Origin of the sequence: Pantoea rwandensis (assembly GCF_002095475.1) — a bacterium.
Lineage (GTDB): Bacteria > Pseudomonadota > Gammaproteobacteria > Enterobacterales > Enterobacteriaceae > Pantoea > Pantoea rwandensis.
In genome coordinates, this window is sequence record NZ_MLFR01000041.1 from 13,845 (window position 1) to 30,823 (window position 16,979).

Annotated in this window: 12 protein-coding genes and 1 pseudogene; 3 read left to right on the plus strand and 10 right to left on the minus strand. The window is 53.7% G+C overall.

Annotation, left to right across the window (positions count from 1 at the left end; all coding sequences use genetic code 11):
* Positions 1-4: 4 nt before the first annotated feature.
* A complete protein-coding gene (aaeA, locus tag HA51_RS24755; protein ID WP_084937980.1) occupies positions 5-934 on the minus strand; it encodes a p-hydroxybenzoic acid efflux pump subunit AaeA in 930 nt (309 codons plus the stop codon).
* A gap of 9 nt (positions 935-943) precedes the next feature.
* The gene (gene aaeX / locus HA51_RS24760) at positions 944-1,147 is read right to left on the minus strand and encodes a p-hydroxybenzoic acid efflux pump operon protein AaeX (protein ID WP_084937982.1); all 204 of its coding nucleotides are present in this window, start codon (positions 1,145-1,147) and stop codon (positions 944-946) included.
* Positions 1,148-1,405: 258 nt separating this feature from the next.
* Between aaeX and aaeR the strand changes: the two genes are divergently transcribed.
* Positions 1,406-2,323: an HTH-type transcriptional activator AaeR gene (gene aaeR / locus HA51_RS24765; protein ID WP_084937985.1), complete on the plus strand. Its 918-nt coding sequence runs from the start codon at positions 1,406-1,408 to the stop codon at positions 2,321-2,323.
* 300 nt (positions 2,324-2,623) lie between these two features.
* On the opposite strand, the pseudogene tldD reads toward aaeR, so the two are convergent.
* From tldD to csrD, 8 genes and pseudogenes are all read right to left on the minus strand, one after another.
* Positions 2,624-4,068 (minus strand): annotated as a pseudogene (gene tldD / locus HA51_RS24770) (metalloprotease TldD).
* A gap of 64 nt (positions 4,069-4,132) precedes the next feature.
* A complete protein-coding gene (yhdP, locus tag HA51_RS24775; protein ID WP_084937987.1) occupies positions 4,133-7,951 on the minus strand; it encodes an AsmA2 domain-containing protein YhdP in 3,819 nt (1,272 codons plus the stop codon).
* 47 nt (positions 7,952-7,998) lie between these two features.
* Positions 7,999-9,468, minus strand: a complete 1,470-nt coding sequence (rng, locus tag HA51_RS24780) for a ribonuclease G (RefSeq protein WP_084937989.1) — start codon at positions 9,466-9,468, stop codon at positions 7,999-8,001.
* Positions 9,458-10,051 carry a Maf family protein gene (locus tag HA51_RS24785; RefSeq protein WP_084937992.1) on the minus strand — a complete coding sequence of 198 codons (594 nt, stop codon included), beginning with the start codon at positions 10,049-10,051 and terminating at the stop codon, positions 9,458-9,460. Before HA51_RS24785 ends, rng begins: the two co-directional genes overlap by 11 nt.
* A gap of 8 nt (positions 10,052-10,059) precedes the next feature.
* The gene (gene mreD, locus HA51_RS24790; protein WP_084937995.1) at positions 10,060-10,548 is read right to left on the minus strand and encodes a rod shape-determining protein MreD; all 489 of its coding nucleotides are present in this window, start codon (positions 10,546-10,548) and stop codon (positions 10,060-10,062) included.
* Positions 10,545-11,570 (minus strand): rod shape-determining protein MreC, encoded by a 1,026-nt coding sequence (gene mreC, locus HA51_RS24795; RefSeq protein ID WP_084937997.1) that lies wholly within the window; start codon positions 11,568-11,570, stop codon positions 10,545-10,547. The genes mreD and mreC overlap by 4 nt, the downstream gene beginning before the upstream one ends.
* 145 nt (positions 11,571-11,715) lie before the next feature.
* Entirely contained in the window at positions 11,716-12,759 is a 1,044-nt protein-coding gene (gene mreB, locus HA51_RS24800) for a rod shape-determining protein MreB (RefSeq protein WP_007891976.1), read from the minus strand.
* 310 nt (positions 12,760-13,069) lie between these two features.
* Complete coding sequence (csrD, locus tag HA51_RS24805; RefSeq protein WP_084938031.1) at positions 13,070-15,016, minus strand: RNase E specificity factor CsrD; 1,947 nt, start codon at positions 15,014-15,016, stop codon at positions 13,070-13,072.
* Positions 15,017-15,343: 327 nt separating this feature from the next.
* Between csrD and msrP the strand changes: the two genes are divergently transcribed.
* Together msrP and msrQ are read left to right on the plus strand one after the other, a co-directional pair.
* On the plus strand, positions 15,344-16,348 hold the full coding sequence (gene msrP, locus HA51_RS24810; protein ID WP_084938002.1) for a protein-methionine-sulfoxide reductase catalytic subunit MsrP: 1,005 nt from the start codon (positions 15,344-15,346) through the stop codon (positions 16,346-16,348).
* Positions 16,349-16,951, plus strand: coding sequence for a protein-methionine-sulfoxide reductase heme-binding subunit MsrQ (gene msrQ / locus HA51_RS24815; protein WP_084938004.1), 603 nt, complete (start codon positions 16,349-16,351; stop codon positions 16,949-16,951).
* Positions 16,952-16,979: the final 28 nt, after the last annotated feature.

The window sequence follows — 16,979 nt, forward strand, 5'->3', positions numbered from 1 at the left end:
TCGCTTAACCAAACTCGCGCAGGCGGTTAAAGAACTGCGTCAGCGGCGAGACTTTGGTCTGACGGTCTTTGTCACCGGTGATCACCACGGTGGCGGTGGTTCCCGCAGGGAAGCGGTTACCCGGCTGATCGTCAAGATGAATACGCACTGGCACACGCTGCGCCAAACGCACCCACTCAAGATTGGAATCGATGGTCGCCATGCCTTTGCTATCAACGCTGCTGCTGCTGTTGGTCACACCGGCAGCAATGCTGTCCACGGTGCCGCGCAACACAGTATTACTGCCCAGCGGGGTTATTTCGGCACGGAAGCCCGGACGTACGCCATCCAGTTTGGTCTCTTCCATATAGGCCAACACATAGAACGAGTGCTGCTGTACCAGCGCAACGGCGACAGAACCGCGTGTGATGAACTCACCTTCATAGACATTGAGGTTAGTCACCCAGCCGTCGGACGGTGCTTTAATGGTGGTACGATCCAAGTCGATCACTGCCAAATCGCGTGTCGCGACAGACTTCGCCAACTGGTGTTCGCTGGTTTGCAGATCGTTGTTGGCTTGATCGATAGCTTCACGTGACATCGCGCTGGTGCCGAGTTGGTTACGACGCGCTGCTTCACGGCGTTTCTCGTTTACCAGTGCCTGGTAATATTCGACATCGGCTTGGGCTTCATCCAGCGCTTTTTGATAGCGCGGACGATCGACCACAAACAGCGTGTCGCCTTTTTTCACCAGTTGGTTATCACGTACTGGCACATCAGTGATGAGACCGGTGACATCGGGTGAGATTGCCACGACATCGGCGGAGAATTTGGCGTCACGCGTCCAGGGTGATTCGGTGTAAAACACCCAGGCGCGGAAGATGATCACGATTGCGATGATAACCAGCAGGAGCGTAATCGCGTAACGCGCGATTTTTCTTATTAGCGCTTTCACTTAAAAACCTCAGACGAATAGACGGGATACAAGGTAAAACACACAGCAGTACAACGCTGTGTTAAAAAGTGCCGGATGCCACACCAGATCGTAAAGTCCGCTGGGCGTCAGCACGCGTTTCACCAGCCAGAACAGCGCCAGCGAAACCAGTAGTTCAATGAAGATGGGCGGAAAACTCAGCCCGAATACCACAAATACCGGAAGCACACTCATTTCGGTTCCTTAGTTCGACCTTGCCGGATCGCACCGATACCCGCCCACATGCCACGTAGCAAGATGGGTTGATAATCAGGGGATAATTGGGAGACTGATGGCAACATTCAGGCCGCATTGCGCTAATGATAGCGTATCATCGAGTAAACACAGCCGTGTTAAGGTGCGGTGAACAGACCCAGCGTGCGTATAGTAACGCGCTTGACTATACGTTTTCTACATATTGTGAGCTAAATCACTTTTTAGCCAGAGTAAACAATGGAACGACTCAAAGGCATGTCCATTTTCGCCAAAGTGGTTGAATTAGGCTCATTTACTGCGGCGGCCCGTCAACTCCATCTTAGCGTTTCGTCAATCAGCCAGATCGTTGCCAAATTGGAAGATGAACTGCAGGTTAAATTGTTAAATCGCAGCACACGCAGCCTTGGCCTGACCGAAGCTGGCAGGATCTACTATCAAGGTTGTCGCCGTATGCTAGCAGAAGCATCACAGGTCCATGAGCAGCTATACGCCTTCAATAATACGCCAATCGGCATTTTGCGTATCGGCTGTTCTTCAACCATGGCGCAAAATGTTTTGTCGGCGATGACCAGCGAAATGCTGAAAGAATATCCCGGTCTGAGCGTCAATCTGGTAACAGGCATTCCGGCTCCGGACCTGATTGCGAATGGGCTAGATCTGGTGGTTCGCGTCGGCGCTTTACAGGATTCCAACCTGTTCTCCCGTCGCCTCGGCGCGATGCCGATGGTGGTGTGTGCGGCAAAAAGCTACCTGGCGCTCAATGGCACCCCAGATAAACCTGGCGAAATCGATAATTTTTCATGGCTGGAGTATAGCGTTCGCCCGGATAACACCTTTGAGCTAGTGGCGCCAGAAGGTCTGGTGACCAAGCTCACACCGCAAGGGCGCTTCGTGACCAATGATTCACAAACGCTGATTCGCTGGCTGAAGGCGGGTTGCGGCATCGCTTATGTGCCGTTGATGTGGGTGATTGACGAAATCAACGCCGGGGAGATCGACATTCTGTTCCCGCAATACTATTCAGAACCCCGTCCGGTGTATGCGCTTTATACCGAGAAGGACAAGATGCCATTGAAAGTGCAGGTGTGTATTGATTATCTGACCGAGTACTTCAAGCAAGTGGCGCAGCAGTATCAGCAGCATCGTAAAAGCTGAGACCCCAGGTCGCCATAAATGGCGCCCCTACGATGGAAGGTGCCGCCATTCATAGGCTGTAGCACAGGAACACCCAGACTGAAGGGTAATATGTAGAGTGGGCAGTAGAGTGCCCCACGGAAGCACTCACACTGTACAGTCATTCGTAAGGTGCGCCTTGGGGGCAATCAGAATGCACAGTGATTCGTAAGGTGCACCTTGGGGGCAATCAGACTGCACAGTGATTCGTAGGGTGCGCCTTGGGGGCAATCAGACTGCACAGTAATTCGTAGGGTGCGCATTTATGCGCACCAGGAATCATTAGGCCGTTCCGCCAACCGTGATTTTATCCAGTTTCAGGGTCGGCTGACCCACACCTACTGGCACGCTCTGCCCCTCTTTACCGCAAACGCCAACGCCTTTATCCAGCGCCAGATCGTTGCCCACCATTGAAATCTGCTGCATCGCTTCAATGCCGGAACCGATCAGCGTTGCGCCCTTCACCGGTTTGGTCACTTTGCCGTTCTCAATCAGATAGGCTCTGAAGTGGAGAAGACAAATTTGCCGGACGTGATATCCACCTGACCCCCACCGAAGTTTGGCGCATACAAGCCATACTCCACGCTCTCAATAATATCCTGTGGCGTGGATTTGCCCGCCAGCATATAGGTGTTGGTCATACGTGGCATCGGCAGATGGGCATAAGACTCACGGCGGCCATTACCTGTCGGCGGCACGCCCATCAAACGCGCATTAAGCTTGTCCTGCATATAGCCTTTCAGTATGCCGTTCTCAATCAGCACGTTGTACTGACCTGGCACCCCTTCATCATCCACCGCCAGAGAACCGCGCAGGCCCTCGATGGTGCCATCGTCCACCACGGTGCAGAGTTCTGAGGCCACCAACTGCCCCATCTTACCGCTGAATACGGAGGTTTCACGGCGGTTGAAATCACCTTCCAGACCGTGGCCCACCGCTTCATGCAGCAGCACGCCAGGCCAGCCTGCGCCCAACACTACCGGCAGGGTTCCGGCAGGTGCCGCAACTGCAGACAGGTTAACCAGCGCCAAACGAACGGCTTCACGTGCCCATGCATCAGCACGCACATCGCCATTTTCATCAGCGAAGAAGAACTCATAACCGGTACGCGCGCCGCCGCCGCTAGAGCCGCGCTCGCGCTTGCCCTGATCTTCAACCTGCACGCTGATAGATAAACGCACCAGTGGACGGATATCTGCCGCCAGTGTGCCATCGGTCGCCGCCACCAGCACCTGCTCATACACACCGCTCAGGCTGGCATTCACTTCCTGCACGCGTGGATCGGTTGCGCGGGCCACTTTATCGACGCGATGCAGTAATGCAATTTTGTCTTCGCGCGTCAGGCTATCCAGTGGGTTAATGGGGGCATACAGTGAACGATTGACCACGGCAGAAAGGGTATGCGCTTTGCCATTCCCCTGCTCCCGCACGATGCTGCGCGCCGCTTCAGACGACTGGCGCAGTGCGTTTAGGGTGATTTGGTCCGCGTAGGCGAAGCCAGTTTTCTCACCGCTGATGGCTCGCACACCCACGCCTTGATCGATGTGGTAGGAGCCATCTTTAATGATTTTGTCTTCCAGCACCCATGATTCATGGAAGCTAGACTGGAAATAGAGATCGGCATAATCCAGACGACGTTCTGAAAGCTGCCCTAACAGGGAAAAAAGGTCCTGCTGATTAATGCTGTTCGAAGCTAGTAACTGCTCACTTACCAGATTCAGAGTCATCGTTTCTCACTCATTATGTGCTCGGATAGTCATAGCCTGAGGCAATTCCCCGACAACGTCAAATTCACTTATTATCGTCTTCGCGCGGTTTGCGCAGCACTTCACTGATTTCCGGTTTATCCAGTGGTCCGCTAATGTGATAACGCAGTAGCGAAATCTTATTCCATATCGGCCCCAAGACTTTACTGGCGGCAAACACCGCCGCACCAATCACCGGGTTGACCACAAAAGCGGTCGCCACACCTACACCAGCGGAAATTTCGGGTGCCACTACGGCTTCCATATCAATTTGGCGTTTCACCAGATCGATATGACCTTGCATGGCGATATCCGCTTCTAGCCCATCTACCAGCAAGTTATCGGTGCGCATCACGCCATTTTCAATCCAGGCCGTGCCGTTAATCGAGTCGAAGTAGAAGCCTTCGCTGAAGGTGTCGCTGAAGTCAAAACGCAGCTTGCGCAGTAGGGCATCAAAACTGAACAGACGCAGCAGCTGACCCGCTCGGCCGGTATTCACATCGGCGATTTGGCCTTTGCCGAAGTGGGTTTTCAGAGTGCCACTCAAGGTCTCTTCTGACGGCTGCCACGGTGCAGAGCGCCAGTGCAGGTCATAATCAAGTTTAAATGGCGCATCACGCAGCGGCGTGTTCATGCCGAACCAGTTGGTGGCGTCATTAATATTCTTACCGCTCAGCGTCCCTTTCAAAGAGGTGCGCTGATCGCCCGGTTTGTTCACCCACTCACCGTTGATCAGCAACTTAGAACTGCCGGTATCCACGCTGCCGTTAGTGAGTGCTAACGTATCGCCTTTAGGCTGCAGTCTGGCCTGCATGTGGCCAAACTTTTGACCGCGTAACCAACACTCGTCACAGTTAAACTGTATAGCAGGCCAACTGCTGAAGTTGAGACTGCTGCTGTTGTCACCGAACGGTGAAGCCGCGCTGTCCTGTTTATCTGGCCATTCTGGATTGTAATAAAGATAGCTGAGGTCAATCTGCCAGGGCACATGCTGAGCAGTCATCAAACTGCCGCGCGCTTCGCGGCTCTCAAGCTGAACTTGGGTATTACCTGTCGGCCCTTGCGTCACGGTCGCGTTGACGTCATGCCATTTCTGGCCCCCTAGCGTCAGGGCTGGCGTCCGCAAAATCACATCGCCCGGCACCAGCGCACCACCGACTTCTGTTTCGCCCTGCGCGTTACGTGCGTTACCGGAACTTCCCATCAGTCTTAGCCACGCTTCACCGTCCAGTGCGGGCAGATTCAACTCCATGCCGCGTTTCTCAGGCAGCTTCGGCGTGCTTTTGGCATCGTTGAGCCAGATACCGCGGTCGACACGCAATTGCGGCTCCAGAATCCAGCGGCTGTTAAAACGGTTATGCTCACGCACACTGCCACTCAAGGTGAAACCGTGAAGATCGCCAGTAGCGTTAATAGCAATCGGCATCGCCTCACCAGCCGATTTATCGAGCGGAGCAGGTAAGTGACTGCTTACCGACTTACCTTCTCCCTTCAAATCCACTTTATAACTGGCACCGCCTTTGTGCGGCAACGTGATATCCACATTTCCCTGCCACGGCAAGCTGCCACTTAACTGGCTGGTCAGGCTTTGCGGTAACACGTTCAGTTTCGCTGGCTGCCAGTCACCCGACAATTTGACGTTAACGCCGAAGTCATTTGGATTTTCCGTAGTGCTGAAGCTGACGCCGGTTGGCTGCCCGAACCAGTTAGCCTGCATCTCTTCACTTTCGAGGTTGCCGTTGTTGTAACGGAAACGTCCGGTGAGATTGTTTAACGTGGTTTTTAACGGTTTGATGTGCAGGCTATTGTTGTTCAAGAGCACGTTGCCACTGGCGTGCACCAGCTCACCATCCAACGGAATATCCAGATTCAGCGAACCGCGCACGTTGCCACCAATCTGCAACTGCTGTAGCGCCGCACCCAAGGTTGATTTCAGCGGTGTCTGTTCAAAGTAATCGGCAATTTGCTGGCCTTCCCCACTGAGATCGCCATCGATAATTAGCTTCTCTTTGAGATAGTCAGGAATCACCGCACTGACGTTGCGCGCGTCCACATCGCCCAGCTTGGTCTTCTCCGCCTTCATCCACAGTCCATTGTTTAAGAAGTCGAGATTGATATCGAGGTTCTCCAGCGCTGGCCAACCGGGCTGGAACTGGAACGTAGAGTTGCGCAGCGGTACCCAGACCTCAAACATGCCGTCATTATGTTTGAACGGGAATAAGCTCGGGTCCCCCGCGAACAGCAGCGTGGCGTTATCCACCTGTCCGCCTTTGATCGACTCACTGAGGAAGTGCGTCAGATCGTGCCCCATCAGCGGTTCCGGGAAGTAGCGCCAGGCATCACCCGCATCGGTAACGCGAATGCCTGCCAGAATGTCGAGGCGAGGCGATTTACCGAGATTCTGCTGATAGCGAAAATCCCCTCTCGCCCACAGTGAGCGGGCTTGTACATCGAGGTTTTGGCCATCCAGCGTTAAACCGTTGGCATCTCGTAACCAGTTAACTTTGCCGGTGATCTGCTTAATCTGCAGCGGAGCCTGGAACATATCACCATAGGGCACTTCTGCTTGTCCCATCGCCACATCAAGCTGTCCATTGCTCACGCTGCCTGCCGCACTGCCGCTCAAATTGCTGATACCGGGCAGCAGCTCCCATTGCTGCCAAGCAAGATTGCGCCATTTGGCTTGCAAACGTGTTTGCTCAGGTTGATTCAGCGGAATATCTAGCGCCAGCGCATCAATGTTGCCGCGCGGCTGCAGTGCACGCCAGTTATCCAGTAAGGTCGGCGATAACGGCTTGAACAGCGGCACTAACGGTGCCAGACGTTCCAGATCGAGCTGCGTGGCGCGCACGCGCACTTCTGCGCCACTGTTCGCGCCTAACATCTGCTGATCTTCCGGTTTCCACAGCACAGAAAAATGGCCCGGTGCCCAGGCAATGCCATCCGTGCTGAGACGCGTTTGCGGCACTGACAGACTCCAGCCGTTTTGGAAACGCGACAGATGTGCGGTTAATCCATCTACCTGCAACTGGTGATCGCCCTGCTCACCACGCCAACGCGCGCCGCCTTTGCTCAGCAGTAAATCACCGGCATAGACATCGCCATCACGCAAATTGACCCAAGCCGCCAGGCTGAAGCGCGCACTTTCCAGACTGGTATTGTCTCGTAGCCAAGGGCCAATCCACGGCCGCACGTCTACGTCATCCGCTTGCATCCAGATACGGCCATCGTTAAGCAGTCCATTGGTATCATTCAAATCGAGTCTGACCTGCACAACACCATGCTGACCGGTAAAGCTGGAGAGGCTGACCTCCCCTTCCGCACGATGGCGCGTACTTTCGTTAAGCCAGGTCAAACGCGGGATCGCTAACTCGGCATGCTGGCCGGAGGGCGTCAGGAAGCGAATACTGCTATCACGCAGATCGAAATGGTCAAACTGGCGTAGGAACAGATCGTTAATCTGCGCCGGTCTAAAGCTATTTTTTTGCTGATCGCTGGTGAGCAACGGATGGTTGGTTTCGAGACGCAGCTGCCAGAAGGTGAGATCGCGGAACTGCCAGCGCCAGTGCAGCAAGGATTGCCAGATATTGAGCGCCAGATTGACGCGGCCAATGGTGAGTTTTCCCTCATCCGGCATGGCGACATTGAAATCGCGGACCTGCAGGGTCGGGCCGAAGTTCTCCCATTTCCCCTGCAGTTCACTGGCGTCCACCTTCATGCCGCTGACGCGTGAAATCGTCTGCAGTATGTCGCTGCGATAGCTGTTGAGATGCGGCATCACGAGGCGCAACCCGCTGACTAGCAGCGCCACAATAACGATGATTGCGGCGAGCAGCAGTAACAATATCCTCGGCAACCGCCTCACACACCTCTCCTTGCTTTCTGTTGGATTACAGCCTTCAACCTCACGATTTACATCATGACGACGTCAAACTGCTCCTGTGTATAGAGCGGCTCAACATGGACTTTAACCTGCTTACCGACAAAGATTTCCACTTCCGCCAGCGCATGTGACTCTTCACTTTTCAGCGCTTCCCCTACCGCTGGGGACACATACACCAGGAAGCGGTCAGAATCGTAGGCGTGATGCACGCGAACAATTTCACGCATGATCTCATAACACACTGTCTCAACGGTTTTGAGCGTACCGCGCCCCTTACATACCGGACAATCGGCACAGAGAACATGCTCGATACTTTCACGCGTGCGCTTACGCGTCATTTCCACCAAGCCCAGTGCCGAGAAACCGTTGATGCCGGTTTTCACACGATCTTTGCTTAGCGCGCTCTCCAGCGAATGCAGGACACGGCGACGGTGTTCGTCATTACTCATATCGATAAAATCGATGATGATAATGCCACCTAGGTTGCGCAGCCGCAGTTGGCGAGCAATCGCCTGAGTCGCTTCAATGTTGGTGTTGAAGATAGTTTCGTCAAGATTTCGATGCCCGACAAAGGCACCGGTGTTGATATCCACCGTGGTCATGGCTTCTGTTTGATCGATGATCAAATAGCCGCCTGACTTCAATTCAACCTTGCGTTCCAACGAGCGCTGGATTTCATTCTCAACGTCAAACAAGTCGAAGATCGGTTGCTTACCGCTGTATAACTCCAGTTTGCTGGCCATCTCCGGGATATATTCGCCGGTAAACTCCACCAGCAGATCGCAGGTCAGACGCGAATCAACCCGGATGCGATCCAGCGCTGCGCCCGCGAAATCACGCAATACACGCTGCGCCAGCGCTAACTCACCGTACAACAGGCAGCGTGTCTGGTTGCGCTTCTTGCGCTCGCTGACTTTGGTCCACAGTCGTTTGAGGAAGGCGGCGTCCTGCGCCAGATCGTTTTCGCAAATGCCTTCAGCGGCGGTACGAATAATAAAGCCACCCAGGTCGTCGCAGTAAGCGGAAACCACCGCTTTCAGACGATCGCGCTCGGCTTCGCTTTCGATACGCTGCGAAACCCCCACATGGGAAGCGCCGGGCATAAACACCAGGTAACGCGATGGCAGCGTAATATCAGTGGTGAGGCGCGCACCTTTGGTTCCCAGCGGATCTTTCACCACCTGCACCACTAAATCCTGGCCGGGGCGCACCAGCTCACTGATATCACGGACCACAAAATTCTTCTTTTCATCACCCGCAACGCATTCGGTATGCGGCATGATGTCGGAAGCATGCAGGAAGGCGGCTTTATCCATGCCGATATCGACAAAGGCTGCCTGCATGCCTGGCAAGACGCGGCTGATGCGTCCCTTATAAATGTTACCCACGATGCCGCGCCGTGCTTCGCGCTCAATGTGGATTTCCTGCAAGATGCCGCCATCAATATAGGCAACACGAGTTTCAGAAGGTGTAACGTTTACCAGCAGTTCAGCCGTCATCTTGTCCCCTTAACGCACGCAGCGACTGAAAATGGCTCAGCAGCTCATTGGTCTCAACCAGCGGTAATCCCACTACGGCGTGATAACTTCCATTAATCCTGCGGACGAAATTACCGCCCAGGCCCTGTATTCCGTACGCGCCGGCTTTATCCATCGGCTCGCCGCTGGCGATATAGTGCGAAATTTCCTCTGCCGTGATATTGCGAAATGTCACGTCAGTGGTCACAAGGCAATCCAGTTCACGCTGCGCATCGGCTATCGCTACCGCAGTCATCACCTGATGCGTTTGCCCAGAGAGTTTACTGAGTATCTCTGCAGCATGCTCGGCATCACGTGGCTTTTCCAGCACCTCGTTGTTGAGCACGACGATAGTGTCGGCACCTAACACCGGTAGATCCTGCGGTGCAACAGCCACCCCTGCCCGCGCTTTGTCCGACGCCAGGCGACGCACATAGGCTTCCGCCGCCTCATCCGGCTGGCGCTGCTCTTCGACATCCGTAATAAGACGTTCGAATTGCAGGCCAAGCTGTGTGAGCAGCTCACGGCGACGCGGTGAGCCGGAGGCGAGATACAGGGTTATCATAGTCTTCCTTACTGAACAGCGAACTGGCGGCGAATCTTTCTCATTAATAAGAATAGCCAAGGCCATAGGATGCCGTCGACTACACTGCTCCAGAAGATTTCAGGACGGAATGAGACATTGATCACCAAAAATTCAGCCCAAAAAACAATGACATCGACTGCAAGCGACAGCACCATAACCATTAATGCCTGCTGCCACAACGCCAGATTTCGGAATAGCTGAAATTTGAAGGCCACCAGATACGCGATGATGCTGAACGCCAGCGCACGGACGCCCAGTGTTGAACCGGCCACCAGATCCATGACGGCACCCAAAAAAAAGCCGGTCCCGACATTCACGCGGTGTGGCAGCGCCAGAACCCAGTAAATCAGGATCAACAAAAGCCATGAAGGCCGGAACATGAATATCTGTTCCGGCCAAGGCATGATTTGCAGAATGAGGGCAATCAGAAAGGACAGCCAGATAACCCATCGGCCCTGGCTGCGATATCGACTCAAGGCTGGCCTCCGCGTGTGTTCGCAGGAATCCCTTGCGAACGACTGCCATTAGCGGGCGCTGGCGGCCCCATCTGTTGCATCATATCGGGTGCCGGAGGCCCCATTTCGCCTGCGGGCGGCAGGACTTGCGGCATCATCTGCATCAGACGTTCATTCGCCACACGGTGCACTTCATCCGGTGCCATTGGCATGTCACCGTTCTTATCCGCGCCCCACAGCAGCAACAGATAACGCAGGCGTTGCAGACCCGCCGTTGGATGCGCCTGAATCACAGTATAAGCACGTTGGGTATCCACTTTGACTGAGGACACCACGCCAACCGGATAGCCTTCAGGGAAACGACCACCGAGGCCCGACGTAACCAGTACATCGCCCACGCGAATGTCCGTGTTACCCGGCAGATGTTCCAGCTGCAGATCTTCGCTACAGCCGTTACCGGCCGCTATTACGCGAATATCGTTACGTAGCACCTGAATCGGAAGCGCATGTGAAGCATCGCAAATCAGCAGAACACGGCTGGTCACTTGCCCCACCGCCACTACCTGACCGACGACACCTTTATCACTGATCACCGGCTGGCCTTCGTAAACACCGTTTACGCTGCCTTTGTCGATCACCACCTGATCGGTGTAAGGATCGGTCCCGGTAGAGATCACCTGGGTCACCATCTTGTGCTCGTCCTGGCGCAGCGGCGAGCCGAGCAGCTCACGCAAGCGCGCGTTTTCCTGCTTGTATTGCCCCAGCATCAGCAGGTCACTGTTTTTCAGGAAGAGCTCACGGCGTAAGGCTTTATTTTCCAGTTCGAGCTGCTGGCGCGAGGCTAGCGTTTCAGAGACGCCGTCCAGAAGCTGTCGTGGCCCATTGGCCAGAAAATAAAATGGACTCACCGATGTGTCCAGGTAGTTGCGGATCTGGGAAAAGGAGCTCACGCGGCTGTCAGCGATAATAATCGCAATAGCCACAATGACTGCCAGAAAGAGGCGCAACTGCAGGGAAGGTCCCCTGCTAAAAATCGGCTTCATAAAATCTGCGTGTTCCTCGACATCAGGGAAGAAGCGTTAGCCATATGACCAACGCCTCCAGGGCTGGACGCATCACGCCGTCGTGCGCAGCGTCGATTAGCGCGACTCCCTGCGCAATTTGACCACGGTCTCAGCCGATGAGGAATTACTCCTCGCTGAACAAATCGCCGCCATGCATGTCGATCATTTCCAACGCTTTACCACCGCCACGAGCGACGCAGGTCAGCGGATCTTCTGCCACAACGACCGGAATGCCCGTCTCTTCCATCAGCAGACGATCGAGGTTACGCAGCAATGCGCCACCACCGGTCAGCACCATGCCGCGCTCGGAGATATCGGAAGCCAGTTCCGGCGGGCACTGCTCCAGCGCCACCATGACGGCACTCACGATACCGGTCAACGGTTCTTGCAGCGCTTCGAGGATCTCATTGGAGTTCAGCGTAAAGCCACGCGGCACACCTTCAGCCAGGTTACGACCACGCACTTCAATTTCGTGCACTTCATCACCCGGATAGGCCGAGCCAATACCGTGTTTAATACGTTCCGCAGTGGCTTCACCAATCAGTGAGCCGTAGTTGCGGCGTACATAATTAATGATGGCTTCGTCGAAGCGGTCACCACCAATACGTACAGAAGAAGAGTAGACCACACCGTTCAATGAGATCACGGCAACTTCAGTGGTACCACCACCGATATCCACCACCATTGAACCTGTCGCTTCGGATACTGGCAAGCCAGCACCAATTGCAGCAGCCATTGGCTCTTCAATCAGGAACACTTCACGCGCGCCCGCGCCCTGTGCTGATTCACGGATAGCACGACGCTCAACCTGAGTTGCACCGACAGGTACACAAACCAGTACGCGTGGGCTAGGACGCATAAAGCTGTTGCTGTGCACTTGCTTAATAAAGTGCTGGAGCATTTTCTCAGTAACGAAGAAGTCGGCGATAACACCGTCTTTCATTGGACGGATAGCCGCGATGTTGCCCGGCGTACGGCCAAGCATCTGCTTCGCGTCATGACCCACAGCAGCTACGCTCTTAGGCGAGCCAGCACGATCCTGACGAATGGCAACCACGGAAGGCTCGTTCAGCACGATGCCTTGTCCTTTTACGTAAATCAGGGTATTCGCGGTACCCAGGTCAATGGACAAGTCATTGGAAAACATGCCACGAAATTTTTTAAACATACTAAGGGATAATCCTGCAAGCTGGGGGCGGAAAATAAAATCCGCCTACTTTACCAACCACGCGAAGCCGCTACAAGGCGCAAAAACGTTCTGCTTCGGTGAAAAAATACGCTGAATAATTTTTTGGGCCGATTCGCTTATCCCTGGCCACCGTTAAATAGCGCTAAGCCGCCCTATTAAACGCAAATTCACCCGTCGAGCACGAGTGAATTCCGACATAAAATCTAACATTTCCTACTACGTGAGCTGCGCAAGCGGCAATATAAAGGATATAAAAATGACCTTCTACCTCATAACACGCTCGTAAACATTAAATTCGGTAACGTTGCGAGTGTTTTTTCACATTACTGTTAACAGGTAATGAAGGTGCGAAGAAGTCGCCTTGTCCACCCGAAACACCTAACCCGGCCAAGCTCTGCCACTCCGCACGCGTACGCACTCCCGTTGCGAAAACCTGGGTTTGAGCGGATTTGCACACTTCCAGCAAACTTTGTACAAACAACTGATTTTCAGTGCGGCGCTCAATATTACGCACTAAGCCCGGATCAAGCTTGATCACTTCAATGGGAAATTGCTTGATGTAAGCACTGCTCACGACGGTCAATCCCGCCTGATCCACCGCGATACGGCAGCCAAAAGCCGTCAGCATTCGGAAAACCGGTACTAAGCGATTGATGTGTTGACAAACATCGGCCTCGGCAAGTTCAAATAAAAAACGTTTTCTTTGCGATTTAGTGCACTGCAACAGCAGCTTTTGCAGCCAACGTTGAAAAGGTCGCTGTAATAATGAATCAATATTCACCGGCAGGGCCAGAGTTTCATCGGGCCATACTTCAGACAGTGCAGCAATACGTGTCACAAGCTGGCGGTCCCAGCTATCGGTCAGGCCGAGCTGTAAGACCAGCGGCATAAATTCAGCTGACACCACCTCTTTATCACCGTCAAAAACACGAGCCAGCATTTCGCGGTGATGAACTTTACCGTCTAAAAGTACGGCGGGTTTCTGATAAAGCCTTGGGCCACCACGGTTAAGGGTGTTTTCCAATAAGGTACGCCAACGTACGCTACCGCGGCCCATATCCAGCGTGTTGCCTTCACCCACTGACCAGCTGTTGCCCCCCTGCAGCATCGCACGCCGCGTTGCCATTTCCACGCTGTCCATCACCTGAGGAACGCTTTGGCCGCTCCGCCAGGCGCTAATGCCAATGTGAATAATGTCATCGCGATCGACCATGCGCATGGGTGGCAGCGAATCAACGGCGTTGACCAGTTGATCCGCAATACTGTTGGCCTCTTTCAGCGTACGATGTGGCAGCAGCACGGCAAAATCACTGCGGAAATAGCGCGCCAGCAAGGCGCCGGGATAACGCAGAACAAACGTCGATAACATGTTGATCATATCAAACAGGTATTCGTCCACCAGCGTCGGGCCCAGCGTTTCGTGCAACGTCTCAAGATCCGGCAACCGCACCATCATGACGACGCCATGCGTACCGACATCTTCCTGATCTTCCAGCAGGGTCGCCAGTTGGTTATCAAAGAAAAGACGATTATTTACTCCCGTTCGCGAATCCTGAGCAGCAAAGGTACGAATCAGGGTATCAATGCGTAAGCGCTGCTCGCCCGCTTCCTGAAGATCATTTAATAAGGCATCCATCGCCCGGCTGGCTTTGGGTGGCCATTCACTGTCATGGCCGATTTGAGGAATCCGCTCACCCGCCAGAATACGTTCGGAACGATCTTCTAAATGCTCCATGTTCTGCCAACGGCGGGTGATCCAGCGATGCGTCATCACCAACAAAGCCGACATGATAGCAACGACGGTGCACAAAACAATTAAGGTATAGGCGCCGGTGAAGGAGCGGAACCATGTTTTAGCGGGATCGAGCACCACAACACGCAACCCGAGACCTGGTGAATGCGCCAGAGGGATGTCAAATTGGATAAAACGGTTCAGTTCGTCTTCCAGCATGGGATTTTCATGCCGATTGAGCTGGAAAATGACGTCATCGCCGTTTCGCATCTCAATCTGTTCGGCATTAATCACCGGCATCAGCCTTGTCAGCCATTGCGTGAGTTCTTGCGGCGATTGTGTTGCGAGCGCTTTATCGACTTCGGTAGCCAGCGTGTTGATACGCGTCTCTACCCGCTGCTGCGACAGCCAGATAAAACTAAAAGCGCAGCCAACCAGCATCAATAGCATTGCCAGTAAGCTTAATAATGTAATAAACGCAGAAAACTTAGTTGTTAATCGCATCCCTGTGCCCGTATCACTGCGGTTCTTAACGGCCGCCATCCGACCCGCGCCAAACAGCTCACTGGCGCAAACCTGAGCAAAATATCACAAAACATAGTCTGAATCAGCGCCAGACATGCATCAAATTGATGTGGTGCGCCATGCTAATTGGCCCTTCGCCGCGAGTATAGCCGCAAAGTGTGATACCCCACCTTTTACTCTGGCTTTTTCGTCCTATTCTCAACAGAGCGACTCCACCAGGAAATTTCATATTTTTCTGAGCAAAGTGGCGTGGCACCTGCCATTTGAGCAAGCTGTGAGTTATCTACTTTTTCGCCGGAGAATGTCATGAAGCTGAAGCAATACCCCACAGAAGCCGACGTCACGCCTGAAAGCATTTTTAATATGCGCCGCCGTCAGGTTTTGAAAGCGCTGGGGCTGGGTGCAGCAGCGGCCAGCTTGCCCGGTGTCGCACAGGCGGATGTATTGAGCTGGTTTAAAGGCAACGATCGTCCCCCCGCACCCGCAGGCCGCGACCTGCAATTCACCAAGCCCGCAGAGTGGCAGGCAAATTTGCCGCTGACGCCGTTCGACAAGGTTTCCGGATATAACAACTTTTATGAATTCGGTTTGGATAAAGCCGACCCGGCAGCCAATGCTGGCACCCTGAAAACTGAACCCTGGCAGTTACGTATTGAAGGTGAAGTCGCTAAACCTATCACGCTGGATATGGATGACATCTTCAAGCGTTTTGCCATGGAACAACGTATTTATCGCATGCGCTGCGTGGAAGCCTGGTCAATGGTGATCCCATGGGTAGGCTTTGAGCTCAATAAACTGCTCAAGCTGGCTGAACCCACCAGCAATGCGCGCTATGTTGCTTTCCAGACGCTCTATGCACCGGACCAAATGCCCGGCCAAAAAGATCGTTTTATCGGTGGTGGGCTGGATTATCCATATGTGGAAGGGATGCGCCTGGATGAGGCCATGCATCCCCTCACGTTACTCAGCACTGGCGTGTACGGCAAAGCGCTTCCTCCCCAGAATGGCGCCCCGATTCGCCTGACAGTACCGTGGAAATACGGCTTTAAAGGGATTAAATCGATCGTCAAGATCACGCTGACCCGCGATCAACCACCGACAACATGGAGCCAGATCGCCGCTAATGAGTATGGTTTCTACGCCAATGTGAACCCACACGTTGATCATCCACGTTGGTCACAGGCGACGGAGCGTTTCATTGGTTCTGGCGGTATTCTCAACGTGGAACGTCAGCCAACACTGCTGTTTAACGGCTACGCTAAAGAAGTGGCATCGCTCTATCGCGGGCTCGATTTACGGGAGAACTACTGAGTGCGACTGACGTTACGTCAAATCACCCTGCTGAAAGTGGTGCTGCATCTGGCAGCCTTCTTGCCGTTCGTCTATTTATTCATGGCAGCCAGCCAAGGTTGGCTGAGCGCCGACCCGGCTAAAGATATTCAGCATTTTACCGGCAGGATGGCGCTAAAGTTGCTGCTGGCTACGCTATTAGTCAGCCCTTTAACACGCTACCTGAAGCAACCTTTGCTGATCCGCACTCGGCGCATGCTGGGTGTGTGGTGTTTTGTGTGGGCCTGTTTGCATCTGACAAGCTACTACCTGCTGGAGCTGGGTTACAACCATCTGCAACTGCTGGGTAAAGAGATTGTTTCACGTCCTTATTTGTTGCTGGGGATGATCTGCTGGATAGTGCTGTTTGCGCTGGCCATCACCTCGTTTCAACGTGCGCAACGTAAATTGGGTCGCCGCTGGCAAACCCTGCACAACGGCATCTATCTTGTCGCGATCCTCGCACCTATCCACTATCTTTGGTCTGTGAAAGTCTTCTCCCCACAGCCTTGGATTTATGCGCTGCTGGCTTTGGTGTTGTTAGGCTGGCGTTACAATAAGTTGCGTAATCTTCTGCGTCGATAATCCCCGCAAGGTTGTTTTCCTGTCACGA

What these genes read in the sequence shown, in the direction of transcription:
- aaeR (WP_084937985.1), top strand. Translation starts at nt 1,406, where the DNA reads ATGGAACGACTCAAAGGCATGTCCATTTTCGCCAAAGTGGTTGAATTA.
- mreC (WP_084937997.1), bottom strand. Translation starts at nt 11,570, where the DNA reads ATGAAGCCGATTTTTAGCAGGGGACCTTCCCTGCAGTTGCGCCTCTTT.
- HA51_RS24785 (WP_084937992.1), bottom strand. Translation starts at nt 10,051, where the DNA reads ATGATAACCCTGTATCTCGCCTCCGGCTCACCGCGTCGCCGTGAGCTG.
- aaeX (WP_084937982.1), bottom strand. Translation starts at nt 1,147, where the DNA reads ATGAGTGTGCTTCCGGTATTTGTGGTATTCGGGCTGAGTTTTCCGCCC.
- rng (WP_084937989.1), bottom strand. Translation starts at nt 9,468, where the DNA reads ATGACGGCTGAACTGCTGGTAAACGTTACACCTTCTGAAACTCGTGTT.
- csrD (WP_084938031.1), bottom strand. Translation starts at nt 15,016, where the DNA reads ATGCGATTAACAACTAAGTTTTCTGCGTTTATTACATTATTAAGCTTA.
- msrP (WP_084938002.1), top strand. Translation starts at nt 15,344, where the DNA reads ATGAAGCTGAAGCAATACCCCACAGAAGCCGACGTCACGCCTGAAAGC.
- mreB (WP_007891976.1), bottom strand. Translation starts at nt 12,759, where the DNA reads ATGTTTAAAAAATTTCGTGGCATGTTTTCCAATGACTTGTCCATTGAC.